This window comes from Microvirga sp. RSM25, from assembly GCF_044784385.1.
Classification (GTDB): Bacteria; Pseudomonadota; Alphaproteobacteria; order Rhizobiales; family Beijerinckiaceae; genus Microvirga; species Microvirga tunisiensis.
Genome location: NZ_CP173039.1, coordinates 130,394 through 154,382, shown reverse-complemented (window position 1 = coordinate 154,382; position 23,989 = coordinate 130,394). Strand labels below are relative to the sequence as shown.

The 23,989-nt window shown below is 61.6% G+C and carries 21 protein-coding genes, 1 tRNA gene and 1 pseudogene; 13 read left to right on the top strand and 10 right to left on the bottom strand.

Annotated features, from left to right (window positions below; genetic code table 11):
* Window positions 1–9: 9 nt before the first annotated feature.
* The 5 genes from ACD578_RS00690 (at window position 10) to ACD578_RS00670 (ending at window position 6,190) form a co-directional block, all read left to right on the top strand.
* Entirely contained in the window at window positions 10–948 is a 939-nt protein-coding gene (locus ACD578_RS00690) for a dihydrodipicolinate synthase family protein (RefSeq protein WP_404289980.1), read from the top strand.
* 269 nt (window positions 949–1,217) lie between these two features.
* Entirely contained in the window at window positions 1,218–2,933 is a 1,716-nt protein-coding gene (locus ACD578_RS00685) for a methyl-accepting chemotaxis protein (protein ID WP_404289978.1), read from the top strand.
* 179 nt (window positions 2,934–3,112) lie between these two features.
* The gene (locus ACD578_RS00680; protein WP_404289976.1) at window positions 3,113–3,358 is read left to right on the top strand and encodes a hypothetical protein; all 246 of its coding nucleotides are present in this window, start codon (window positions 3,113–3,115) and stop codon (window positions 3,356–3,358) included.
* Window positions 3,359–3,557: 199 nt separating this feature from the next.
* Entirely contained in the window at window positions 3,558–4,082 is a 525-nt protein-coding gene (locus ACD578_RS00675) for a hypothetical protein (RefSeq protein ID WP_404289974.1), read from the top strand.
* Between the two features lie 533 nt (window positions 4,083–4,615).
* On the top strand, window positions 4,616–6,190 hold the full coding sequence (locus ACD578_RS00670; protein WP_404289972.1) for a polysaccharide lyase family 7 protein: 1,575 nt from the start codon (window positions 4,616–4,618) through the stop codon (window positions 6,188–6,190).
* 97 nt (window positions 6,191–6,287) lie between these two features.
* Here the strand turns inward: ACD578_RS00670 and ACD578_RS00665 are convergent, their stop codons facing one another.
* Complete coding sequence (locus ACD578_RS00665) at window positions 6,288–6,980, bottom strand: FadR/GntR family transcriptional regulator (protein ID WP_404289970.1); 693 nt, start codon at window positions 6,978–6,980, stop codon at window positions 6,288–6,290.
* Between the two features lie 308 nt (window positions 6,981–7,288).
* Between ACD578_RS00665 and ACD578_RS00660 the strand changes: the two genes are divergently transcribed.
* The 5 genes from ACD578_RS00660 to ACD578_RS00640 all read left to right on the top strand — a co-directional run bounded on the left by ACD578_RS00660 (window position 7,289) and on the right by ACD578_RS00640 (window position 12,223).
* Complete coding sequence (locus ACD578_RS00660; protein ID WP_404289968.1) at window positions 7,289–8,302, top strand: aldo/keto reductase; 1,014 nt, start codon at window positions 7,289–7,291, stop codon at window positions 8,300–8,302.
* Window positions 8,303–8,307: 5 nt separating this feature from the next.
* Entirely contained in the window at window positions 8,308–9,150 is an 843-nt protein-coding gene (locus tag ACD578_RS00655; RefSeq protein ID WP_404289966.1) for an amidohydrolase family protein, read from the top strand.
* Between the two features lie 229 nt (window positions 9,151–9,379).
* Window positions 9,380–10,120 carry an ATP-binding cassette domain-containing protein gene (locus ACD578_RS00650; RefSeq protein WP_404289964.1) on the top strand — a complete coding sequence of 247 codons (741 nt, stop codon included), beginning with the start codon at window positions 9,380–9,382 and terminating at the stop codon, window positions 10,118–10,120.
* Window positions 10,120–11,169, top strand: coding sequence for an ABC transporter permease (locus ACD578_RS00645; RefSeq protein WP_404289962.1), 1,050 nt, complete (start codon window positions 10,120–10,122; stop codon window positions 11,167–11,169). The genes ACD578_RS00650 and ACD578_RS00645 overlap by 1 nt, the downstream gene beginning before the upstream one ends.
* A gap of 118 nt (window positions 11,170–11,287) precedes the next feature.
* The gene (locus ACD578_RS00640) at window positions 11,288–12,223 is read left to right on the top strand and encodes a sugar-binding protein (RefSeq protein ID WP_404293628.1); all 936 of its coding nucleotides are present in this window, start codon (window positions 11,288–11,290) and stop codon (window positions 12,221–12,223) included.
* A gap of 99 nt (window positions 12,224–12,322) precedes the next feature.
* On the opposite strand, the gene ACD578_RS00635 is transcribed toward ACD578_RS00640, so the two are convergent.
* The 8 genes and pseudogenes from ACD578_RS00635 to ACD578_RS00600 all read right to left on the bottom strand — a co-directional run bounded on the left by ACD578_RS00635 (window position 12,323) and on the right by ACD578_RS00600 (window position 21,334).
* Complete coding sequence (locus tag ACD578_RS00635; protein ID WP_404289960.1) at window positions 12,323–14,353, bottom strand: mechanosensitive ion channel family protein; 2,031 nt, start codon at window positions 14,351–14,353, stop codon at window positions 12,323–12,325.
* 283 nt (window positions 14,354–14,636) lie between these two features.
* Window positions 14,637–15,566: an EamA family transporter RarD gene (gene rarD, locus ACD578_RS00630; protein ID WP_404289958.1), complete on the bottom strand. Its 930-nt coding sequence runs from the start codon at window positions 15,564–15,566 to the stop codon at window positions 14,637–14,639.
* A gap of 201 nt (window positions 15,567–15,767) precedes the next feature.
* Window positions 15,768–16,025, bottom strand: a complete 258-nt coding sequence (locus ACD578_RS00625) for a hypothetical protein (RefSeq protein ID WP_404289956.1) — start codon at window positions 16,023–16,025, stop codon at window positions 15,768–15,770.
* 130 nt (window positions 16,026–16,155) lie between these two features.
* The gene (locus ACD578_RS00620) at window positions 16,156–17,493 is read right to left on the bottom strand and encodes a M10 family metallopeptidase C-terminal domain-containing protein (RefSeq protein ID WP_404289954.1); all 1,338 of its coding nucleotides are present in this window, start codon (window positions 17,491–17,493) and stop codon (window positions 16,156–16,158) included.
* Window positions 17,494–17,928: 435 nt separating this feature from the next.
* Window positions 17,929–18,005: transfer RNA gene (locus ACD578_RS00615), tRNA-His, on the bottom strand.
* A gap of 121 nt (window positions 18,006–18,126) precedes the next feature.
* Window positions 18,127–19,099: pseudogene (locus ACD578_RS00610) on the bottom strand (tripartite tricarboxylate transporter substrate-binding protein).
* A gap of 61 nt (window positions 19,100–19,160) precedes the next feature.
* Window positions 19,161–20,663, bottom strand: a complete 1,503-nt coding sequence (locus ACD578_RS00605; RefSeq protein ID WP_404289952.1) for a tripartite tricarboxylate transporter permease — start codon at window positions 20,661–20,663, stop codon at window positions 19,161–19,163.
* A complete protein-coding gene (locus ACD578_RS00600) occupies window positions 20,663–21,334 on the bottom strand; it encodes a tripartite tricarboxylate transporter TctB family protein (RefSeq protein WP_404289950.1) in 672 nt (223 codons plus the stop codon). The genes ACD578_RS00605 and ACD578_RS00600 overlap by 1 nt, the downstream gene beginning before the upstream one ends.
* 436 nt (window positions 21,335–21,770) lie before the next feature.
* On the opposite strand from ACD578_RS00600, the gene ACD578_RS00595 reads away from it, so the two are divergent.
* The 3 genes from ACD578_RS00595 to ACD578_RS00585 all read left to right on the top strand — a co-directional run bounded on the left by ACD578_RS00595 (window position 21,771) and on the right by ACD578_RS00585 (window position 23,542).
* Window positions 21,771–22,442, top strand: a complete 672-nt coding sequence (locus ACD578_RS00595) for a TerC family protein (protein WP_404289948.1) — start codon at window positions 21,771–21,773, stop codon at window positions 22,440–22,442.
* A 78-nt stretch (window positions 22,443–22,520) separates the two neighbouring features.
* A complete protein-coding gene (locus ACD578_RS00590) occupies window positions 22,521–23,222 on the top strand; it encodes an AzlC family ABC transporter permease (protein ID WP_404289946.1) in 702 nt (233 codons plus the stop codon).
* Window positions 23,219–23,542 carry an AzlD family protein gene (locus ACD578_RS00585; RefSeq protein WP_404289944.1) on the top strand — a complete coding sequence of 108 codons (324 nt, stop codon included), beginning with the start codon at window positions 23,219–23,221 and terminating at the stop codon, window positions 23,540–23,542. Before ACD578_RS00590 ends, ACD578_RS00585 begins: the two co-directional genes overlap by 4 nt.
* Here the strand turns inward: ACD578_RS00585 and ACD578_RS00580 are convergent.
* Window positions 23,507–23,989: a low molecular weight phosphatase family protein gene (locus ACD578_RS00580; protein ID WP_152713129.1), complete on the bottom strand. Its 483-nt coding sequence runs from the start codon at window positions 23,987–23,989 to the stop codon at window positions 23,507–23,509. The genes ACD578_RS00585 and ACD578_RS00580 overlap by 36 nt on opposite strands.

Below are 23,989 nucleotides of genomic sequence, written 5' to 3'. Positions count from 1 at the left end.
GGAGAAACCATGTCCTTGTCTGGCAAGACTTCCACGCGCTCCTATCGTGGCGTATTTCCGGTGGCACCGACCATTTTCGATGATAACGGCAAACTTGATCTCGAAGGGCAGAAGCGCGCCATCGATTTCATGATCGATGCGGGCTCCGACGGAATCTGCATTCTCGCGAACTTTTCCGAGCAGTTCCTTCTAACCGACAGCGAACGCGAGACCGTGATGACAACGGTGCTCGATCACGTTGCCGGGCGTGTTCCGGTCATCGTCACCACCAGCCATTTCTCGACGGACATCTGCGTCGATCGCTGCAAACGGGCGGAAGCCGCAGGTGCAGCCATGGTCATGATCATGCCGCCCTTCTTCGGCGCGACGCTGCGCGTCTCGGAAGCTGGGATCTACGAGTTCTTCCGTCAGGTCTCGGATGCCATCAGCATCCCGATCATGATCCAGGACGCACCGATGGCAGGCACCTCCCTGTCGGCCACATTCCTTGCGCGCATGGCCAAGGAAATCGCCAATGTCTCCTACTTCAAGATCGAGGTTCCCGGCACGGCGTCCAAGCTGCGCGATCTCATCGCTCTCGGCGGGAATGCCATCGAAGGACCGTGGGACGGCGAGGAAGCGATCACCCTCATGGCCGATCTTGATGCCGGCGCCACGGGCGCCATGACGGGCGGAGCGTATCCGGACGGCATTCGCAAGATCATCGATCCTTACATGGCCGGCAACAAAGAAGAGGCCGCCGCGGCTTACGAGCGCTGGCTTCCGCTGATCAACTACGAGAACCGGCAGTGCGGACTTCTGGCCGCCAAGGTGCTCATGAAGGAAGGCGGCGTCATTCAGTCGGAAGCCGTCCGCCGTCCGCTGCAGCCCCTTCATCCCGAGACACGGAAAGGCCTGATCGAGGTCGCCCGCCGCCTCGACCCGATGGTGTTGCGCTGGGGCCGGTAAAATGAAGCCGCGATCTGACATCATCTAAAGTATAATTCGCCGCAGATGCATAACATCTGCGGCTTTTTCTTTCTAACTGAGGCAAATATTCTTCTCCGCGAAGAGGCGCTGTCAGCTGATTTAACGAACTGATAACAAGGTGCCAGAAAACGCTAAGTGTTTTCACTTATTGACGACCACGACAACTTTTTCAGACTTGAAGCACCTGGTAGAGCGTGTCGTGGGGGCACGCGCCCCCCGTGGCGATGCGGGCAGGTTCGCAAAGAAAAATGTCTGATAAGAGTTCTACCATTCGCAACAAGCTGACGCGTTCGTTCTCCGGTGTTGCCGGCCGGTTCTATGCCGGGATCGCGGCAGGAATCGTGGCCCTGATTGCGCTCGCGATCTTCGGCTCCGTCACGATCTCGACCGTCCTGACCGAACAGAAGAAAACCGAGCTCAAGCACCTCGTGGAAACGGCCGTCAGCATCGTGGCTGATTTCGAAACCCGCTCAAAGCGTGGAGAAATGTCAGAGGACGAAGCGAAGAAGCGTGCTTCCGATACGCTGCGCGTTCTGCGCTATGGCGGCTCTGAATACTTCTTCATCCAGGATTACCAGACGGTGATGCTGATGCATCCCTTCAGTAAGACCCTGGAAGGGAAGGACAACTCCGCAGTGAAGGACGCCAACGGTGTCGCATTCCTCAAAGAGATCGGAAATGTCGGGCGGACCGGTGGCGGCTTCGTTGCCTATCTCTTTCCGAAGCCGAACCAGCCGGAGCCTCTTCCAAAGCTCTCCTATGCAACGAACTTCAACAAATGGGGCTGGGTGATCGGCAGCGGCGTCTACATCGATGACCTTGCCGCGACAGCCGCATCCTACCGCAATCTGTTCCTGGCACTCGTTGCAGGCGCCGCAGCGTTCCTGCTCCTGATCGCCTTTGGTCTCGGACGCAGCATCTCCAAGCCGATCCAGAAGCTCGTGGCGAACATGCGCGCGCTCGCCAGCGGCGATCTTGGCGTGACGATCGAGGGAACCTCCCGCCGCGACGAGATCGGCGTGATGGCCGGCTCGGTTCAGGTGTTCAAGGACGCCATGATCGCCAAGAAGCAGGCCGATGAGGCCGCAGCCCTGGAGGCGGACGCCAAAACCCGCCGGGCCGAGGTGCTGGACCAGCTCACGAAGCGCTTCGAGCTGAACGTCTCGGCCCTGACGCAAGGGCTGTCCTCGGCCGCCACCGAGATGGAAGCCACCGCGCAGTCGATGACCGCCATCGCCGGCCAGACGACGCAGCAGTCGGTTGGTGTCGCCTCTGCGGTGCAACAGACCTCGGCCAACGTGCAGACGGTAGCGGCCGCCACCGAGGAGCTGTCGATCTCGATCCGTGAGATCGCCTCCCAGGTGGCGCAGTCCTCGCAGATCGCCGACCGCGCCGTGCAGGGCGCGCGGCGTACCGATGCGGCGGTGCAGGACCTGGCCGCGACCGCGGCCAAGATCGGCGACGTGGTGCAGCTGATCAACACCATCGCGGGCCAGACCAACCTCTTGGCGCTCAACGCCACCATCGAGGCGGCTCGTGCCGGCGAGGCCGGCAAGGGCTTTGCCGTGGTGGCCACCGAGGTCAAGGAGCTGGCGAGCCAGACGGCCAAGGCGACGGAGGAGATCTCGGCTCAGATCGGCTCGGTGCAGCAGGCGACGCAGCAGACGGTCTCGGCGATCCAGGAGATCGCCCGCACGATCACCGAGATGAGCCAGATCTCGACCTCGATTGCCGCCGCCATGGAGGAGCAGGGCGCGGCGACCGCCGAGATCGCCCGCAACGTGCAGGAGGCGGCGCGCGGTACGGAAGCGGTGACCGGCAGCATCGGCGACGTGCAGCAGGGCGCCGGCGAGACCGGAGCGGCGGCGAGCCAGGTGCTGGGCGCGGCGCAGGAGCTGTCGCGTCATTCCAACGATCTCGGGCGCGAGGTCGAAACCTTCCTCCACGGCGTCAAAGCAGCCTGACCCGGCCCACACAGAACTTAACATTCCCGCCCGGCTCACCCGAGCCGGGCGTTTTCTTTGACACTTACAGACGAGAGCTTCTCCAGACACAGAGCCTCTCGTGCCACTTGCTTTCAGAAAGCGATGGAAACCCGGGTTGCGAGGCTTATATGGGAGGAACCCCCTGCGAGACCCGTTTCATGCCCGAGACAGACGAACAGCCGGAAGATGAACTGGAAGAGCTGAATGGCACGAAGCGCATCAACTTCCGTGACTATCCGAGTTCCGGCCTTGTGGTGATTGCGGCCCTCAGCTCGGGCTTGGGGTGGATGCTGTTCAAATGGCTCGGCAAGAAGCGCAAGGCCCGGAACGGCACGCCTGCCGAAGATGGAACGACCCCAACCTCCCCTCCCGAACCTGGGTCGTCAAGCGATCAGAAATCCTGAACCGGAATGCCCGCTTCCATGGGACGTGCTGCAGCGCACCGCCTCCTGAGCCCCATGGGATTACGTTAAGGAAGTTGGCAGGAGGTTTCCATGGCTCATGGTGCTGTTTCCTTCGTTCTCGGCATCATCGCCCCCGTGGCGTTGGTCGGCTGGCTTCTTGTATTACACTGACGAGCCACGTCGTTGCCAAAGGGTCTCTATGAAACTTGCCTACACTGCCGCACTCATCGCCTGCATCGGCGGCCTCACATCGAGTGGGGCTGCGCTCTCGGCCGAACTGATGCAGGGCCGTTGCCGGATGGACTATTGCGCGTGGTTCAGCATAGAGAGCCGCGACATCGTCGGCTCCAATGCGAATGGTGCCCTCTTCAGGGTCATCTCCAAGGAATGGACGTCCCATCACCCGAACGGCATCTATGACAGGCGCCGTCCCAGGACAGGCGGTGAAGCGTCGATGGGTTACTATTTCTGTTCCAAGACGAAGCCGTCCGCCATCTGGCAGGACGATGCAGGGTCATGGAAGGTGGCCATCCTGAACCTGGCTTCGCCCTCCGGGGCTGAGGAGAATGCCGTCATCGAGTATTTTGCCGTCTGCCATGGCGTGCAGAGCGGGCACCACACCAGCGACACATTCGATGCTCTCACGAAGCGGTTCGGCTATGCACCCGTCGAGGCAGCAGATCCGCGAGACGTGGCACGGCCGGAGGACGTTTTAAAAGACTAGCCATCGCGCGCTTTTCGTAACCACTCGTTTACCTTTCAGGCGCAGCCTTCTCATGTGCCTGGCTGGCACGGTCCTCCCTCTGGTCGCAACAGCGGCCTACCTAGAGCGCCAAACAACGGGCGCTCTTTCTTTGGGACGATCCGAGATGGCACCTAGCTGATCATCACCTCACGTCTATCAGACCTCCAGGCTACCGTGCCCTTTCGGAAGCGGCCCCCAGGATAGCAGCCATAAGGCTTAAAGTCCTCTCCAATCTCTATAATCTTATGGGGCGACAGAATACTTACCTGCAAGCTGAATTCTTCCTGCAATGCCACGATGTTGCCTTATTCCATTAGCAGAACACCACAAGCGGATAGCGAGATATAACTCTCAAGTGCCGCAGTATTGTCAGCGTGTAGATTAACGCTTCTTCCTAACTGTGCGTATCCGTGTCACTTTCCGCCAGCATCCTGGCAAACTCTCAATAGAACTGCACAATTCTTATTCAGAAGCCTCGGAAAAGAGGCTCGCTCAATTATGGGGCAGACAACATGGCTTTGAATTCTTCTGTCGCACCGAGCGGCAACTTTGACTTGTCCAATTGGAAGATCACCCTTCCTGTGGATTCGAATGGCCAATTCAGCGGCACCGCCATGGAAGTGAAAAATCTTTCTGGCTACCAGCATTCCAAGTACTTCTACACTGCGGCCGACGGCGCCATGACCTTCGTGGCTCCCGTCGAGGGCGCTACCACCAGCGGCTCCTCCTATGCCCGCTCCGAGCTGCGCGAGATGAACGGCACTGCCAACGCCGCCTGGAACCTCCAGACCGGCGGCTTCATGAGCGCCACCCTTGAAGTCGACGCCGCTCCGAACCGCGATGGCGCTGGCGGCAAGATCGTCGTCGGGCAGATCCACGGCCAAGACGACGAACTGGTCCGTCTCTACTGGGAGAACGGCAAGCTCTACTTCGCCAACGATCAGGCCGGTTCCAACAACAGCGAGACGAAGTTCTACTTCGTGAACGCTTCGGGCCAGCAGCCTGACGTGTCCCTGGACGAACGCTTCTCCTACACGATCAACGCCAAGGGCGATAACCTCGAGGTGACGGTCTTCGCCGACGGCCAGATCTACAAGTCGGTCAGCAAGATCAACAGCGTGTGGCAGTCGGATACGTTCTACTTCAAGGCCGGCGCTTATCTGGGTGCGAACGAGAGCAATGGTTCGGGCTACGGCCAGACCTCGTTCTATGCCCTGAGCTTCAACCACAACGGCACCGGCACCACGCCGACGGAGCCGACACCGACACCGAATCCGACACCTGGGGCGGGCGACAAGCCTGTCACCGCGACAGACGACACCTATGCTGCGACGGAGGACACGGTTCTCACAATCTCCGCAGCCCAGGGCGTGCTCGCCAACGACATTGCGGCCGATGGCGGCAAAGCGGCGATTGCCGGCACCTTCGCGACCGCTCAGGGCGGCAGCATAAAGCTCAACGTCGACGGCTCCTTCGTCTACACGCCGAAGGCCAACTTCTCCGGTGTGGACAGCTTCAGCTACACCGCCAAGGACGTGGATGGTGACACCGACACCGGCGCGGTCACCTTCCAGGTCACCGACGTACCTGAGACAACCCCGACCCCGACACCCACTCCGACGCCCTCGCCGCGGCCCACCACCACGAAGACGGTCAATGGCACGAGCAGTGCCGACAGCCTGACGGGCACGTCCGGCAACGACCTGATCGACGGCAAGGGCGGCGATGACAAGATCTGGGCCAAGAACGGCAGCGACGTGCTGATAGGCGGTGCAGGCAAGGACACCTTCACCTTCGACACCAAGTCGGGCAGCGCTAATGTGGACGTGATCGTCGACTTCAGTGTCGCCGATGACACGATCCGCCTCAACGACACGGCGTTCACCAAGCTCAAGTACGGCGCGCTCTCCTCGAGCAGCTTCGTCATCGGCACGAAGGCGTTGGATGCCGGTGATCGCATCATCTACAACGACAAGACAGGCGTGCTCTCCTATGATGCGGACGGCACGGGCTCGACGGCAGCGGTGAAGTTCGCCGTCATCGAGAACTTCGCCAAGCTCACGGCGGCCGATTTCCTTGTGATCTAAGCGATTCAGATCGAGCTTTTTGAAGCGGCTCCGGTCCAGACCGGAGCCGCTTTTTCTTTATGGTGTACGTAACGTCCAAAGCGCCGTCGGCCTCGCGTCAATCCCCGAGCCAACGCTTCTTCGACGCGTCGAGATGCATCCGCATCGCAGCTTGCGCCAGAAGCGGATCCGCAGCCTCCAGGGCTGCATAAATCGACTCATGCTCCGAAAGAGCGGCGCGCCAACCTTCGCGGCTGTCGAATCTGACGCTCAGCTGAGCGGAAATGGGGCTATGGCGTTCATCGAACAGGTCGCGCACGATACGCACGAGCACCGAATTGCCCGACAAGCCCGCAATGGCGAGATGGAATTGGCGGTCCTGCTCGAGCGGGTCGCGTCCATCGGCAATATCGATTCGCATTGCTTGAATCGTTGAGTAAAGGGAAGCAAGCCCTTCCGGTGTCATACGCGCGCAGGCAAGAGCAGCAACCGTCCCCTCAATAGCCGCCCGCGCTTGCATGAGTTCCGATGGGCTCTCCCCCATCGAGCGGATCATATGGGCCGGCCGTTCGACCGGTGTGCAGACATAGACGCCCGATCCGGAACGGATTTCGACGCTCCCGTCGATTTCGAGAGCGATCAGCGCCTCGCGGAGCGACGGGCGCGAAACGCCCAATTGGTGCGCGAGATCCCGCTCGGCAGGAAGGCGGGCGCCAGGCACGAACTGGCCTCCTTGGATCAGGCCGCGGATCTGATCGGCGATCTGCTGATAAAGGCGCCTGGTCTCTATTGGCTTGAATGGGATCGACATGAGCGGGAACCTGAAATTGGCCTGACCATAAGCCTCGCTCCGGAACCTGACAATGAGGGTCGGGCTAGCACCACCTGCCTATCCTTTCGACTTGACCAATTATTACTCCCGGCCATATTCCTATAGCGCTCGGATTGGCCTGACCAATTCGAGCCATTAGAGAGCCCTGCAGAAGACGGGCCATGTTGCAGAGGGAGGAACATGCGAGGCCTGACAGCCCATCTTCGTCATTGCACCGGCACGCCGACAGGGCCTGAAAGGGCTCAGCGGTTGGCTGTTTCCTGTCGCCCGCCGACCGAGGGTCTGTCATGAAGATTTCCGATCGCCGCGCCCTTCCTCGCAGAGATCTGCCCCTCACCGCGCTTGGTCTTGGGAGTGCGCCGATGGGTGGGCTCTATAGCCCCACCAGCTATGCCGAGGCTCAGGCCGCCACGGAAGCCGCCTGGGACCAGGGAATTCGTTATTTCGACACCGCTCCCTATTACGGCTACACGCGATCCGAGCGCCGCCTCGGTGCTTTGCTGTGCGACCGCGCGCGGGATAGCTACGTCATCAGCACGAAGGCCGGGCGCCTGATGGTGCCCGATGACGGGGTCAGCGATGAAGAGAATAGCTGGGTCCGCCCTCTTCCGTTCCGCCCTACCTACGACTACACCTATGACGCCATCCTGAAATCCTTTGAGGACAGCCAGCAGCGCCTCGGAATCACCAAGATCGACATTCTCTACATTCACGATATCGGCCGCTACACCCATGGCGACCGGCATGAGCATTACTGGCGCCAGCTCACCGCCGGCGGCGGGTTCCGGGCGCTCCTGGATTTGCGTCGCAGTGGACGCGTCACGGCCATCGGCCTCGGGGTCAACGAGGCGGAGGTCGTTCACGATGCCATGCAGGAGGCGGATCTCGATGTCGTGATGCTTGCGGGCCGCTACACGCTGCTGGAGCAGATGAGCCTTCCATTGCTGGAGAAATGCGTTCGCGCAGGAACTGGTATCGTCGTCGCCGGTCCTTTCAATTCCGGCATCCTCGTCGGAAACAACAAGTTCGACTACCAGGATGCGCCGCCCGATGTGGTGCAGCGCGTCCAGGCCCTGAAAGCCGTGTGCGACGATTTCGATGTCCCACTTCCTGCGGCGGCCCTTCAATTTCCTATGGCTCATCCGGCGGTTGTCTCTTGTGTGGTCGGAGCCTGCAACGCTCGGCAGCTTCAGACCAATGCGGCTTGGTTCGAAAGCGCCATCCCGGCCGAACTCTGGACAGCGCTCCGGAAGCTCGGATTGGTGAACGAAGCCGCCCCCCTCCCCGGCAAAGGCGAATGAGCCCCATGCGGATCGATGCTCACCAGCATTTCTGGCTGATGCGCAACCGAAAGGGCCAGTGGCCGCCGCCGGACCTGGCAGACATCCATCGCGATTTCATGCCGCGCGATCTGGAGCCGACCTTAAGGTCCTGCGGCATCGGCGGCACGGTCCTGGTGCAATCTCTTCCGACGCTGGACGACACCGATTTCATGTTGGAACTGGCAGACCAACACTCCTTCATCCTTGGCGTCGTGGGCTGGGTCGATCTCAAGTCCTCCGATGCTTCCGCCGATATCGCCCGCCTCGCGGCGCATCCGAAACTGAAGAGCCTGCGGCCGATGCTGCAGGATATTCCGGATCCCGACTGGATCGATGACCCGCATCTCGATCCTGCCATCGCAGCCATGAAAGAGGCGGATCTGCGTTTCGACGCCCTGGTGATGCCGCAGCACCTGAGGGCGCTGACGGCCTTTGCCAAGCGCCACCCTGACCTTTCCATCGTGATTGATCATGGAGCAAAGCCTCGCATCGCAACAGGCGAGATCCGCCAGTGGCGCGAATCCATGGCCGGCTTGGCGACCCTCCCCAATGTTCATTGCAAGCTGTCGGGCCTTCTCACGGAGGCCGGAGAGCGGCGCGATGCGGCATCGATCATGCCCTATGCCGGCACTCTCCTGGAGTTGTTTGGCCCGGAGCGCCTCATCTGGGGCAGCGACTGGCCCGTTCTCAGGCTTGCCGGCGACTATGGGGATTGGTTCGCCATGTGTCAGACGCTCGTACCCGTCAGCCATCACGACATGGTCTTCGGAGCGAATGCGAGCCGTTTCTACAAGCTCGATGTGAGCCATCATGAGCAGGAGGCATGATACCGAACATGAACGGCAAAGTTTCACCCTCACATACGGGCGTTCAGGGGAAGAACGCCTGGCCTTATTGAAACGCCGCAAGTACCGGAACGATCTGAGGTGAGATCGCCTTCGCTCGCATCTTTTTCACCAAAGGTGCAGATGACATCGCACGGGGCCCCGTGCTTAGATCAACGATGGCGCAAAGACGCCGCACAGGCGATAGCCTGATATAAAGGGAGGAACGCTCTTGTCACTCCTCGTCCTGCAAGACGTCGGGAAGGAATTCGGCGCCATCCGGGCCCTGTCCCATGTCAATCTTACGATCAAGCCCGGAGAAGTCGTCGGTCTGATGGGCGACAACGGTGCCGGCAAATCGACCCTGGTGAAGATCATCGCCGGCAACTTCCCGGCCTCGCACGGCAAAGTTCTGTTCGAGGACCAAGAGGTTCATTTCACCAGACCGATCGATGCCCGCTCGGTCGGCATTGAGGTCGTCTACCAGGATCTAGCCCTCGCCGACAACCTGACGGCGGCCGCCAACGTATTTCTCGGGCGCGAACTGAAACGCAAGGTCGGGCCGTTCTCGTTTCTCGACCACGCCACGATGAACCAGAGAACGGCGGCCCTGTTTCGCGAACTGAAATCCGAGACACGACCGGACGATCTGGTCCGCACCATGTCGGGCGGGCAGCGGCAGGCGGTCGCGATTGCCCGGACGCGCCTCGCCAAGGCCAAGCTCATCCTCATGGATGAGCCGACCGCGGCGATTTCCGTTCGTCAGGTGGCCGAGGTCCTCGATCTCATCCACCGCCTGAAGGATGCAGGCATCGCCGTGATTCTGATCTCGCATCGCATGCCGGATGTGTTCTCGGTATGCGAACGGGTGGTCGTGATGCGCCGCGGAACCAAGGTGGCGGACAAGCCGATCAGCGAATCGAGCCCCGAGGAAGTCACCGCGCTGATTACGGGCGCCAAGGAAGCGGCGTGATGAGCGAACTCTCTCCAGCAACCGGCACGGAAACGAGCGACTTCTCGAATGTGGGGCGGGCCCGCTGGTGGCGGCGCGGTTTCTTCGCGAGCCAGACCGCCTATGTAGCGGCCGCCCTCATCGTCATCATGATCGTGATGTCCTTCCTAAGTTCGGCTTTTCTCAGCCCCGGCAACCTGGCCAATGTCGCCAAGAACTTTTCTTTCGTCGGCATCGTGACGCTGGGAGTCACCCTCGTCATCGTCACCGGCGGCATCGATCTCTCCGTCGGCTCGACCATGGCGCTGTCGGCCATCACCTGCGCCATCGTCATGCAGGCGGTGAGCGGCACAGTGCTCGACAGCATTCCGCTTGCGGGCATGGTGGTCTCGCTCGGAGCGGGCCTTGGTGTCGCGCTGCTGATTGGCTTGGCGAACGGCCTGCTGATCGCCCGCGTGGGGCTCTCTCCCTTCGTGACGACGCTCGGCATGCTCTCGATCGTCCGCGGCCTCGCCTATGCAGTCACGGAGGGCCGTGGGCAGGCCCCGACCGGGCCGGACGTGAACCTCTTCTACGACATCACGGACGGCAACATCGCCGGCGTTCCAGTGGCCGTCATCTATCTTCTCGTTCTCGCTGCGATCATCGGCGTCATCCTTCATCACACGGCCTTTGGGCGGCATGTCTTCGCGCTCGGCGGCAATGAGAAGGCCGCAGCCCTCACCGGCATTGCGGTCGAGCGCGTCAAAATTGCCGTGTATGTGCTGTCTGCCCTCTCCGCCGGACTCGCCGGCATCCTGATGGTTGGGTGGCTCGGCTCCGCTCCGGCCAATCTGGCCACGGGATATGAACTGACGATCATTGCCGCGGCCGTCATCGGCGGCGCGAACCTCAACGGCGGCATAGGCGGGCCGGCCGGAGCGGTCATCGGCGCTCTTCTGATCGAAGTCATCCGCAACGGCCTCGTGCTCGCGGGTATCAATGCCTATTGGCAGATCGTGCTCGTCGGCGGGATCATCATCCTCGCGGTCCTGGTCGACCGCCTGCGGACCCTGCGCATGACGTCTTGAATACCGTTGTCGGAGGCAAGCACGTCTTGCTTCGAAGGCGGATGCGAACAACCGGCCGACAGAAGCCGGTCACGAGACCCCAGGCATGGGGCGATCAATCAACCAGGAGGAAGACATGATGAAGCGCCTGATCCTTGCCGCAGTCGCCGCTGCGGCGCTCACCGCCCCGGCCATGGCACAGCAGACATACAAATTCGCCATCGTTCCGAAGGCGATGAACAATCCCTATTTCGATCTCTCCCGCGACGGATGCATCAAGCGCGCAAAGGAACTCGGGAATATCGAATGCATCTACAAGGGCCCGGTGGAGCATGAACCGGCAAGCCAGGCGCAGATCATTCAGGATCTGATCAGTCAGAAGGTCGACGGCATCGCCATTTCGGTATCGGATGCAGCCGCAGCCGTACGCGTGATCAAGGCAGCTCGCGATGCCGGCATTCCGGTGATCACCTTCGACGCGGATGCGCCGAGCTCCGCGCGCCAGGCGCATGTGGGTACCGACAACCGGGCCATGGGCCGCGCCCTTGGCGAGGAGCTCCTGAGGCTGCGGCCCGAAGGCGGCAAATACGCCATGGTGTCAGGCGGTCCGGCGGCCGCCAACCTGAAGGAGCGCGTCGAGGGCGTGCGGGATGCTCTGAAAGGGTCCAAGTGGGCGGAAGTGTCCGGTTCGCCCACCTACTGCAATGACGATCTCGCGCTCGCCGTGCAGCAGATGCAGGATCTCAAGACCGCCAATCCGGATCTCGCCGCCATCGTTCCCGTCGGCGGCTGGCCGATGTTCGTTCCGGAGGCCTACAAGAGCTTCGTGAACAAGAACAAGGCTGCCATGGACCAGAACAAGTTCACGCTCGTGGTGGCAGATACCCTGAAAGTCCAGCTCGAGCTGCTGCGCGACGGCTATGCCAACGCTCTCGTCGGACAGCGGCCCTACGAGATGGGCGAGAAGGCGATGGACATCCTACTGCAGCTCAAGAAAGGCGAGAAGGTTCAGGACATCGTCTATGCCGGTATCGACCGCGTGACGAAGGACAACGTCGCTTCCATGCTGAAGTGAGCTGACATTCCAACCAACGGCGAACTCGCCCTGGAAAGACGATCGTCTTTCCAGGGCGATCTTTTCACATCCTGCTTTCCGCTGATTCTGCGGTGAGACTTATTCTGCCGCGCCCGCCGGCTTGACGAGTTGAAGCCCTTCCTGCGCAACGGCTGCCGCCGCCTCCCCGCCGCCGCCGGCGACCTGAACCGTCGGGACCGCGAATTTGATCCCGTTGTCCTGGAATGCCTGCTTGATGCGGGCAAAGGCCTTGCGGCGGATCACGAATTGCTCGCCTGGGCGTGTCGTCATCTTGCAGCGGATCTGAATTGCGAACTCCCCGAATTGCTCTACGCCCTGCATCTTCAGAGGCTCGATGATGTTCGGAGCGAACTCCGGGTCGGCAGCCATGTCCTGACCGATATTCTTGATGAGCTTGCGTGCCTTCTCCAGATCGGAGTCATAGGTGATGCCGATCTGGAACTTGTCGATTACCCAGTCCCGGCTCATGTTCTCCACTGCCCCAAGCTCGCCGAAAGGAACTGTGTAGACCGGCCCGCGATGGTGGCGCAGTTTGACCGAGCGCAAGGAGAAAGATTCAACCGTTCCCTTGTAGCTGCCGCTCTGGATGTATTCTCCGACCCGGAAGGCATCGTCGAGGAGATAGAAAACGCCGCTGATCACATCCTTGACCAGTGTCTGCGCACCAAAGCCGATGGCTACGCCCGCGATGCCTGCGCCCGCAATCAATGGACCGATTTCCACTCCCAGCGCGGAGAGAACCATCAACACGGCGACGATTGCCAGAACGGCGAAAGCCACATTGCGAAAGATCGGCAGGAGCGTACGCAGCCTTGCCTCTCGCGACGCGACTTCACTGTTCACGGAGGTGGCAGATTGCGCGCGCGTGAGCCGTTTATCGATCAAGGTCTTTGTCATCTGCCAAACCAGATCGGCAGCGAGCAGGATGACCACGGCGCTCAGGGCGCCCCGGATGAGGCGGGTCAGAAGCGTGTCGCGGCTTGTCATCTCGACCAGATCAATGTGCCAGGCATCGGCCAGCAGCAGCACTGCTCCGGCAATGAGCAGCGCCCGGATTCCGCGATCCAGATAGACCGCCATCAATCCCGTTTGCCCCGAGGTTCCCAAGCCCTCATGCGGGCGAAGGGCGTGGCGGCTTGCCTTCTCGGTGATGGTAATCGCGGCCGGGAGCAGGAAAGCGACGGAGGCGAGCCAGAAGAAGCCCATGAGGCCCGCCACCCACAGACCCCAGATAAGAATAAAATAGACGGAAAACAGGCTGGCCACCACCGTATGAGACATACGCCTCGGCGCCCTGGTCTCCGAGACTTCGCTCGATCCCGGCAGGGGCCGTGTCCAGACAGCGTTGAGAGCGATGACGAGAAGCCCCAGCCCGAGGATATAGGCCACCACGGCGCGCGCCTCCGGCGTGAAGCCCAGGATCTTGAGCACGTCGACGGTGGCCCATCCGAAGGCGAACCAGCCGACGAACAGGGCCAACCGCCGATGCCAGAATTGCGCGGCTGCCCTGCCCATCGGGATCAGGCGGAACCGTTCAGCATCCTCCAGGGCGGCATGATCGGGTGCGAGAAGGAGCCGGCTTGCCATCAGGACCAGACGCAACATGACGGCGGCAAAAAGATAGGCCACCACGACCTGCCTGAGAAGCGGCGGCCAATCGAGTGCCAGGAACGCCCCGATGCTCCCGACTGCAAAGATCGCGATGTCGGCCAGGTTGAAAACGAAGCGCAGGGCGATCGCGTGCAGTCGCTCGGAGGTAGCGTTCACCGGCCGGGTCACGACCCGCTTCCTGGACGAGGCCGTCACTCTGCGGAACAGCCGCTCGGCGCCGGTTCCCAGGGCCAGGAACCCGATGACCAGGAGCAACACGGAAACTGGTCTTCGCCCCTGGAGTTCGCCAAGGAGCCGACCGGACGCGTTCCGGAACTCGTCCGGCAGTCGCGGCATGGCAGCGGCCAAGGCTGCAAGGCGCTCCCGCAGGCCCGTGATCCGCTGCATCATCATCTCAGATGTCGTCGGCTCGGGTTCAGATGCCGTCACCGCGACGGGAGGCTTCCGCTGTTCGTCGATCCACGAGCGGACGGCGGGATCCTGCAGGAGCTGCAGCAATTGCTGAACCTGGGGTGGCGGAGGGCTTAGAGCCGGCGCAGACTGAGCCTTGGCTCCTAGGGAGCCTGCGGAAGCCAGGAATAGGAGAACCACGCCATAAAAGGCTGCTGCCAGCACTTTGCTCCATAAGTGCCCACGTATCACAGACAAGCATCCTGTTCAGGGCCTGATCTGAAAGGCTTCGCGCAGGCCCGGCCGCGGTTGGTCCACAGCATCGGGCCAAGCCTTCAAAAAGTCCACCGGCTCATCAGCTTGCCCCTTCCCTGGGTGGCGCTCCAACTCCTTAACCGGCGCTCGCCGGCTTTGGCACCGGAGGAGCGGACCTCAGGGCGCTCACGGTATAAATCGCAAGAGCGAGCCAGATCAGCCCGAAAGCCATGGCATCGATCCGCCCGAAGGCCTCTCCATAAGCGAAGACCCCAAGCGCAAGTTGGCATGATGGCGCCAGATATTGCAGCAGGCCGATGGTGGAGAGTTTCAGCCTCTGAGCGGCCGCCGCAAACCAGATGAGGGGCAAAGCGGTGCTGAGCCCCGTCAGGATGAGAAGCGCGTCAAGGCGCAGATCGCCCCGGAATGCCACGGATTGGCCATTTACGGCCGTATGAACGAGGTAGCCCAAGGCCAGGGGAGTGAGCAGAAGCGACTCGATGCAGAAGCCGATGAGAGGCGCGACCGGTACGATCTTCCTGACGAGACCGTAACAGCCGAAGCTGAAAGCCAGAGCCAACGCGACCCACGGCATCTCACCCGAGGAGACGGCGAGGGCAAGCACGCCCAGCGCAGCAATCATGCAGGCCGCTATCTGCGCCCGGTTCAGCCGCTCCCGAAGGAAGAGGACGCCCAGCGCGACGTTCAGAAGCGGGTTGATGAAATAGCCGAGACTCGTCTGAACGAGATGGCCGGAATTGACGGCCCAGATATAGATGAGCCAGTTGATGGCAATCAGACCGGCCGATAGGCACAAGAGCAGGAGCCGGCTGCCGGAGGTCAGCGCTTCAACAAGCTTGCGCCATTGCCGGCCGATGAGGATCAGGCCCAGCGCGAACACGCTCGCCCAGACGATGCGGTGAGCGAGGATCTGCAGGGCCGGCACGGCTGAGACAAGCTTGAAGTGAAGCGGAACGGCCAAGCCCCACATGAAGAATGCGGCCAAGGCATAAAGAACGCCGGCCCGTGTCCGACGTGCCTCGGAAGCCGCTAATCCTGTTTCCATGGTGAGCCTCTGGCCTTGCCTGGTTCTCCGAGGCAGGCCTTTCTTGCCAAGTCTCCCCGCATGTCCCGGTCCTATTTCGATTCGTGCGAGGGTGATAGCCCCGACTTTGTGACACTGCAGGCCAATTCAGTCCATGACCACGCTGCACAATGCATGGAGGGATCGGGAAGGATCACGAGTGTCCGCTCTCCATTGAATGCGTCATTTTTCGCGGTGAGACCGCTTCGGGAAGATCAGCCTGACCCGTACAATTCGCCGTGTGGCCAACAGCTCAACTCTGTCTCTGATCACCTGAGCCATCTCCGGCCCGATACCATGGATCTGCTCGATGACGGGCACCATGGTCTTGAGCTGTTCGAGGCTGGTGATGTGCGCTTCCTCAAGGGCCTTCCAAGCGCTCACCGGTAGGTACAGCCCCTCGAAAGGATCGTCGGCGATCTCAGGATTTGCAGGAGGCAACGGACTCCTCCCCCGCAGATTGGTCAGAGGCTCCGGACGGAACCGCCTGCCAAAGACAGCTGGGCCTAGGCTTTATTCCCGAGAGATCCGATAATTTTTCAGCGAAGATTCATCCATCGGGCGCAGGCGCTCAGACAAAGAAATAAGCGGACTTCAGCACGTCCACACCCTTGATCGCCAATTGATAATCGGCGACGCCGTCACCTGTCGTTTCGATCATCAGCGTGTCGGTGACCCTGTTATAATATGCTGTGCCCGCAGCTTGATGCTCGACATCTGCGCTGAAATTGCCGGTGAACATGATCTTCTGGCGACCGGGCGCCACCGGATCGGCATCGAAGGAGCGGAAATCCAAAACATCGTTCCTATCGAACTGCTGAATACGATCGAAGGAGCTTAACGATCCAAGTTCATTAAGCGTCTTGAAGATGAATCGATCCTTGCCTGGACCGCCATAGAGGGTGTCTGCGCCCGCGCCTCCGTAAAGATGATCATTGCCGCTGCCGCCGTGGAGCCGGTCATCGCCAGTACGGCCGGACAGCCTGTCATTGCCTGATCCACCCTTCAGGTCGTTCGCAAGCTCATTGCCGTAGATCGCATCGTTTCCAGTACCGCCGACAGCATTCTCGATCATGGTGAAATGTCCAAGCCAGACCTGCTTGCTCGCCAGGATCGCATGCTTTCTTCCGAAGTAGCTTTGCGTGCCGTCATCCAGATAGAGGGTGACCTTCTCATGCAGGTGGGACGCGCTGATGGTGTCGATCCCTCCTCCATCCCAGATGATTTTATTGGCGCCGAATTTGTAGGTCGATGAACCTAGGCGCCCTTTGGCCGGCCCGTAGATGCTCTGCAAAGCCATGATGTCATAAGGCCCAAGACCATATGACGTGGCGCCCTCCGTATAGGACATCACGCTGTTGTCGATGTTATCCTCTGCTGGCGAAAGGCGGCTCTGTCCTTCGAAGGTATGCTTCAATCCCAAGGCATGCCCGATTTCGTGCAGCGCCACCTGATAGCCCCAGCTTGCCGTGGTCAGTGGTTGATCGACGTCGATCATGATGAGCTGACTGCTTTGAGTAACGGGTCCCGTCTTGTTGACCCATGGCATATCGGCATAGCCAAGGACGCTGCCGCTGATGTCGAATCGGCCGAACATCAAATCGGCGTTCTGTGAATTGTCCCTGACGAAGGTCACGCCTGAGATTTCGCCGAAAGCGTGAAGCGCGGTCTCCACGAGAGCCTTGTCAAGGGCCGAGTAAGCCTTGAAACGATAATTCGGATCGCCATACCAAGCGGGACCCATGGGACCCGTCATGAAATTGTAGGTGATGGTGACCGGCTCTCCATCGGCCGTGTTCTGGTAGTAGCGCCAGTCGATGGTCTCAGCGCTCTCATTGCGCACTGCACGGAGAAATCCCGGATATGTCGCCATGACGTGAATCTCCGACCAGGAATCGAGCGCGATCATACTAGTCAGCACGCGGCCAGGTGCCTTTAGAGAAAGAGTAGCGGTGCCGCTCAATTCGGGGCGTGCGTCACTCCGAAGGACACGCAGGCATGAGACAAGTCAGGCACGACGATGTCTGCCACCGCCTCGGCACCCGGTCTATCCGCCTCATAGGACCGAATATTCGCCCTCCCGTCGAGGATGACACAATCGGCAGTCTGTAACCGATCCAAATCTCCTGTTCAGCTTAACAGGAAAAATTTACTCCACAAAGCCGAGCAATAGCCACCTTCAGTGACTGAATTGCAGGTCGGACAAGCCCAGGGAGACCGGATGCTCACCGAGCATTTTATAACCGATTGGGAGGTCTTTGAAGGAACCAGAACGTCTAGCCCGGCGCCCAAGGGGGAGCATAGGTCGAAGGTTCGAAAGCGCGGAAAGCTCTATTTTTATAGATGGTACAGCCGCCCCGGCTCGAACGGGGGACCCCCAGATCCACAATCTGGTGCTCTAACCAACTGAGCTACGGCTGCACGTGAGGCAGGGTGTAATCGCCCGGGCGGGCAATTTCAAGTCCTGTTCGAGATCTCAAAGCCCGAAATGAGAACGGCGGGCCTGGGGCCCGCCGCCTTGAATGCTCAAGCTTTGAAAAGCCTATTCGGCCGTAGCGCCGGCAGCCTTGAGAACCGGAGTCCAGCGGGCCACCTCGCTCTCGACGAGCTTCTGCAAGGCTTCCGGGGTCCGCTCGGTCGCGCTCGGGATCACGCCGCCAAGCTCCAGGAGGCGCTTCTTGGTGTTCTCGTCCTCGAGAGACTTGATGAGCGCGTCGCTCAGCTTCTTGACCACCTCCGGGGGTGCCCTTCGGCGCGAAGGCGGCGTTCCAAGCGCTGACCTCGTAACCCTCAAGACCGGCTTCCTTGGTGGTCGGCACGTTCGGCAGCACCGGGGAGCGCTCGGGGGTCGCGATGGCGAAGGCCTTGATGTTCCCGCCTTGGATCTGCGGAGCCACGTTGACGATCTGGTCGGTCATGAAGTCGACCGTGTTGCCCATCAGGTCGTTCAGGGCTGGACCCGTGCCGCGATAGGCGACCATGGTCGGCTTCACCTTGACCACGGAATTGAAGAAGATGCCCGTCGAATGGGAGACGGAGCCCACGCCTGCATGGGCCATGTTCACCTTCTCGGCGTTGGCCTTCAGGTAGTCGAGGAAGCTCTTCAGGTCATTGGCCGGAAAGTCCTTCTTGGCCACGATCACGATCGGCGTGCCGGCCGCGAGCCCGATGGGGGCGAAGTCCTTGGTCGGATCGTATTTCAGGTTCGGGTACAGGGCCGGCGCAGCACCGTGAGTGCCCATGTGGCCCATCATGATGGTGTAGCCGTCGGGCTGGGACTGGGCAGCGCGGGTGATGCCCGTGGTGCCGCCGGCGCCCGCCACGTTCTCGATTACGATCTGCTGGCCGAGGGTGCGGCTCATGTGGTCGGTGACGATGCGGGCGATCACGTCCGTCGGGCCACCGGCCGCGAAGGGCACGATCATGGTGATCGGACGGGTGGGGTATCCTTGGGCCTGGACGCCCGTTGCGGCCAAGCCGGCGACAGCGGCAAGAGCCAGTACAACTTTCTTCATCAGTTTTCCTCCCTGGATAAGTTATGGCCTTACATGTGGGTAAGGCTGGATCGAAGGCAAGCTACTCCGTGAACACCTCGTCGCGTCCCTTCCGGATGGAGGGCAGGAGGGCAATCACAAGCAGGATAGCGGCGACGGCGAGCAGGCCGGCACTGATCGGACGGTCGATGAAGGTTTCCAGCGACCCGCGCGAGATGATCAGCGCGCGCCGCAGGTTCTCCTCCATCAGCTTGCCGAGTACGAAGCCGAGCAGCATCGGGGCCGGCTCGAAGCCGAACTTGATCAGCGCGTAGCCCACGAAGCCGAATAGCCCAATGAACATGACATCGGTGGGCAGCGAGTTGATCGAGTAGATGCCGATGCAGCAGAACATCAGGATCGCCGGGAACATCAGCCGGTACGGCACCTTCAACAGCCGCACCCACATGCCCACCAGCGGCAGGTTGATGATGAGCAGCATCAGGTTGCCCACCCACATCGAGGCGATCATGCCCCAGAACAGGGTCGGGTTCTTGGTCATCACCTGCGGGCCCGGAATGATGCCGTGGATGGTCATGGCGCCGACCATCAGGGCCATCACGGCGTTTGGCGGGATGCCGAGCGTCAGCAGCGGAATGAACGAAGTCTGCGCCCCGGCGTTGTTGGCCGATTCCGGCCCGGCCACGCCCTCGATGGCGCCGCGGCCGAAGCGGCGCGGATCCTTGGCGAGCTTCTTTTCCAGCGTGTAGGCGGCAAACGGCCCAAGTACCGCGCCGTTGCCCGGCAGGATGCCCAGAATCGCCCCGATGAAGGTGCCGCGCAGAATGGGCTTGTAGGACTGCTTGAAGTCCTCCTTGCTCGGTAAGAGGCGGCCGATGGCCTGGCGCATCACATCCCGGTGCTCGGTATGGTCGAGGTTGCGCATGACCTCAGCGATGCCGAAGATACCCATGGCGAGCACGGCAAAGTCGATGCCGTCGGCCAGGAACGGCAGCCCGAAGGTCATGCGCTCCTCGCCGGTCTCGAGATCGGTGCCGACCGTGGACAGCAGCACGCCGACCAGGATCATGGCGATGGCCTTCAGGATCGAGCCGCGCGCCAGCACAACCGCGAAGACCAGACCCATGACCATGAGCGAGAAGTACTCGGTTGGGCCGAAGATCAAGGCGAGGCCGGTGAGCGGGGCGCCCAGCGCCGCGATGACCAGGGTCGCCACGGTGCCGGCGAAGAAGGAGCCGATGGCCGCGATGCCGAGCGCCACGCCGGCACGACCCTGGCGGGCCATCTGGTGGCCGTCGAGCGCGGTGACCACGGAGGTGGCCTCGCCGGGGATGTTGACCAGGATCGCCGTGGTCGAGCCGCCGTACTGCGCGCCGTAATAGATGCCGGCCAGCATGATCAGGGCGCCGGTCGGATCGAGCCCGAAGGTAATCGGCAGCAGCATGGCGATGGTGGCGATCGGCCCGACGCCAGGCAGCACGCCGATCAGCGTACCGACGAGACAGCCCAGGAAGGCGAGCCCGAGGTTGATCGGGGTCAGGGCAACGCCGAAGCCGAGGCTCAGGTTGGCAAAGAAATCACCCATCAGATTCTCCCGCTATGGTCGGCGACATCGACCGGAGCCCGGCGACGGTTGCGCGTGGTGAGGAACACCAGGATGGCTACCGCAGCCATGATGGCGGCCGTGGCCCGTAGCACTGCCTTCTGCGACCAATCGGCGGGGAACAGGCCGGTGAGGGCCTGCGGGAAGACCGGGATGGGTAGGTTCAACAGGTCGCCGAACAGCACCATGCAGAACGGGGTGAGGCTCAAGGCCAGGATCACGAGATCCCGCAACCGCGCCTCGGGGGTGGCGAAGCCGCCGAGGATGATCGCCAAGGGGCCGGCGACGAGCAAGCCAAGACCTGGCGTGGTCAGGCCGCCGCCGAAGGAGAAGGGGCGGATCGTGAGGGCGAAGGCCAGGATGGCTCCGATGACGAAAACCGGGCCGCGCAGGCTCCAGCGCTCCAGACGATCGCCGTTCTTGAGGAAGGCCGCGGCCAGCAGAGCCAAGCCGGACAGGCCGACTCCGATTGCGAGCCAGCGCGGCAGCATGGCCGGGCCCATGGCGTTAAGCGTGCCCTGGTCGAGATCCTGCGTCAGCCAGAGCGCCAGAGCGGCTAGTGCGATGAGAAGCAGGCCACCCGCCAAGCTTTGCGGGGCACGCACCGGTCCGCGATGCCGCGGAGGCTCGGAGCCTTCATGGAGAACAGACATGGACGACCTCCCAGCAGGCGCATCCCGCGCCCAAGGTTATTGAGACCGATATGGCCCGAGGCCGCAGCCTGGATCAAGCTTCTGATGTCCTGCAGAGAATGCTTCTCAACAAGACCTGTTCGAATGAACAGCCCCTGAGAAAACGTCTATTAAACTATAGGACAGTAGCCAGAGCCCCGCGGGAGATCACTTGATCCTCCGCGGCATCTTGTCTAGATGGACCCCTGTAGCCAGGCCGGGCCCCTCTGGTCGCTCTTAGAATAGGAGCGGCGATGTCGGACTGGATGAAAACCAGGGCGGCCTGGGTTCGTTCAAAAAGACGGTTTTGCCTGCATTTCGGCTCCCGGTCCGAGGAATTCCGGACCAGGCCAGTGCCAGATGCGTCTTTTTGAACGTTTCGCATGCGCTGCTCCCAACCCGACATATGAGGCACTGCATGTTTGATCTCTCGCAGTTTTTCGGACCCGAGGTCGTCGCCTTCCTAATGGTCGTGGGCATCGATCTCGCACTCGCCGGCGACAATGCCATCGTCATCGGCCTGGCCGCCGCCGGTCTTCCCAAGGAGCAGCGCAACAAGGCGATCCTGCTCGGCGTCTTGGCCGCCACCGTCCTGCGTATCATTTTTGCGCTGGTGACGACCCAGCTCCTCCAGATCGTGGGCCTTCTCCTCGCCGGTGGCATCCTACTGCTCTGGGTCTGCTGGAAGATGTGGCGAGAACTGCGTACCGGCCATGAGGCCGAACAGCATGCCGCAGAGGAGGCTCTGGAAGGTCGCGACATCAACGAGGACGGCACCATTGCCGGAGGCGTCCCGCGCAAAACCTTCGCCCAGGCTGCCTGGCAGATCATCATCGCCGACGTGTCGATGTCCCTCGACAACGTGCTCGCGGTGGCCGGCGCCGCACGCGAGCATCCCTACATCCTCGCGTTCGGTCTGCTTCTGTCGATCGCCCTCATGGGCATTGCAGCCTCGTTTATCGCCCGCCTGCTCCAGCGCTACCGCTGGATCGCGTATGTCGGCTTGGCGATCATCCTCTACGTGTCGCTCAAGATGATCTACGAAGGATTCCTCGAGATCTACCCGATGGTCAACGGCACCGTCGGCTAGAGCATCGGCTCCTTCGCCCACAAGACACTAATCTCCAATTGACGGCGGGGATGCGGGACGGCACAGAGCGTGACGCTCATGTCCCCCGCTCTCCGCCCTCATTTTTCCACTGCAGGTCTTCGGCACGGCGCCCGTGCCGCCCTACCCGCCTTTCCGGGCTTCATCATGTTTGCCGTGGCCTTCGGCACGGCAGCGGCCCAGAAGGGCCTGTCGCTCGGCGAAACACTCGGCCTCTCCGCCTTCGTCTATGCCGGTGCCTCCCAGATGGTCGGGCTCGAAATCTGGCAGCAGGTCTGGACGCCTTCGACGATCCTCACGATCATGACCGTCACCGCAGTCGTGAATGCGCGCATGATCCTTCTTGGCGCCACCCTTCAGCCCTGGCTCAAGGATGAGCCGCTCGCCCGCACTGCCCTCAACCTCTTTCTCCTCACCGAAGCGGGCTGGCTCGTCGGCACCCGCTATCACAGCGAGGGCGGCCGCGATGTGGGTGTGCTTTTGGGGTGCGGAATCATCCTCTGGCTGGTCTGGCTCGTCGCAACGCTCACTGGCTTCTTCGCCGGCGCCCTCGTGCCGGAGCCGAGGCGCTTCGGCCTCGATCTCGTCATGCCGATCTTTTTCGGCGTCATGCTCGTGCCCCTGTGGAAGGGCGCAAAGCCCGCCCTGCCCTGGCTCGTGGCCGGCTTGGTCTCCCTTGTCGTCCATGCCCTCGTGCCCGGCTATGTCTTCATCATCGCCGGCGCTTTGGCCGGGGTCGCAGCCGGGATACTGGTCGAATGAACTCGCTCGGTGCCGTCATCGAGAGCCCATGGGGACCCGTTCTCGCCATTGCCGCAATGACCCTTGTGACGTTCCTGTGCCGCATCGCAGGGGTCGTGGTCATGAGTCGGGTCCGGCTTACGCCGCGCATCGAGCGGGGCCTGCGCGCCCTGCCCGGCTCCATCATCCTGGCAACGATCCTGCCGGTGGTGATCGACAACGGTCTGCCCGCGAGCATTGCCCTCACTGCGGCCATTGTGGCGATGGTCGTGACGCGGATCGACATCGTCGGTCTCCTGGTGGGCCTAGGCACCCTCTCCATCATCAGGGCTTTTGGATGAGCTCTGCTTGAGCCGCAGACGGATGCGGTACATCAATCCGTCGCGGATATTGCGATAGGCATCGAGCACCTGCTCGCGCGAGCCCTGCGTGATCGTCGGGTCAGGCGTCGGCCAGTATTCGACGTCGGCGGCGATGGTGCGCGTCAGCTCCAGCGCTGCGTGATGCGCCTCCGGAGAGAGGGAGATGATGAGGTCGAAGTTGAGCCCCTCCCACTCCTCCAACTCCTGGAGCGTGCGCGGCTTGTGCTTGGATGCATCAATCCCGATCTCGGCCAGGATCGATGCCATGAACCCATCCGTCTCGCTCTTGCGAACGCCGGCGGATTGCACATAAATCGACTTGCCGAAGTAATGGCGCGCAATGGCTTCCGCCATGGGGGAGCGCACGGCATTCATGGCGCAGACGAACAGAACCGAATGGATCCGTTTCGAGCGGGGCTCGTCCAA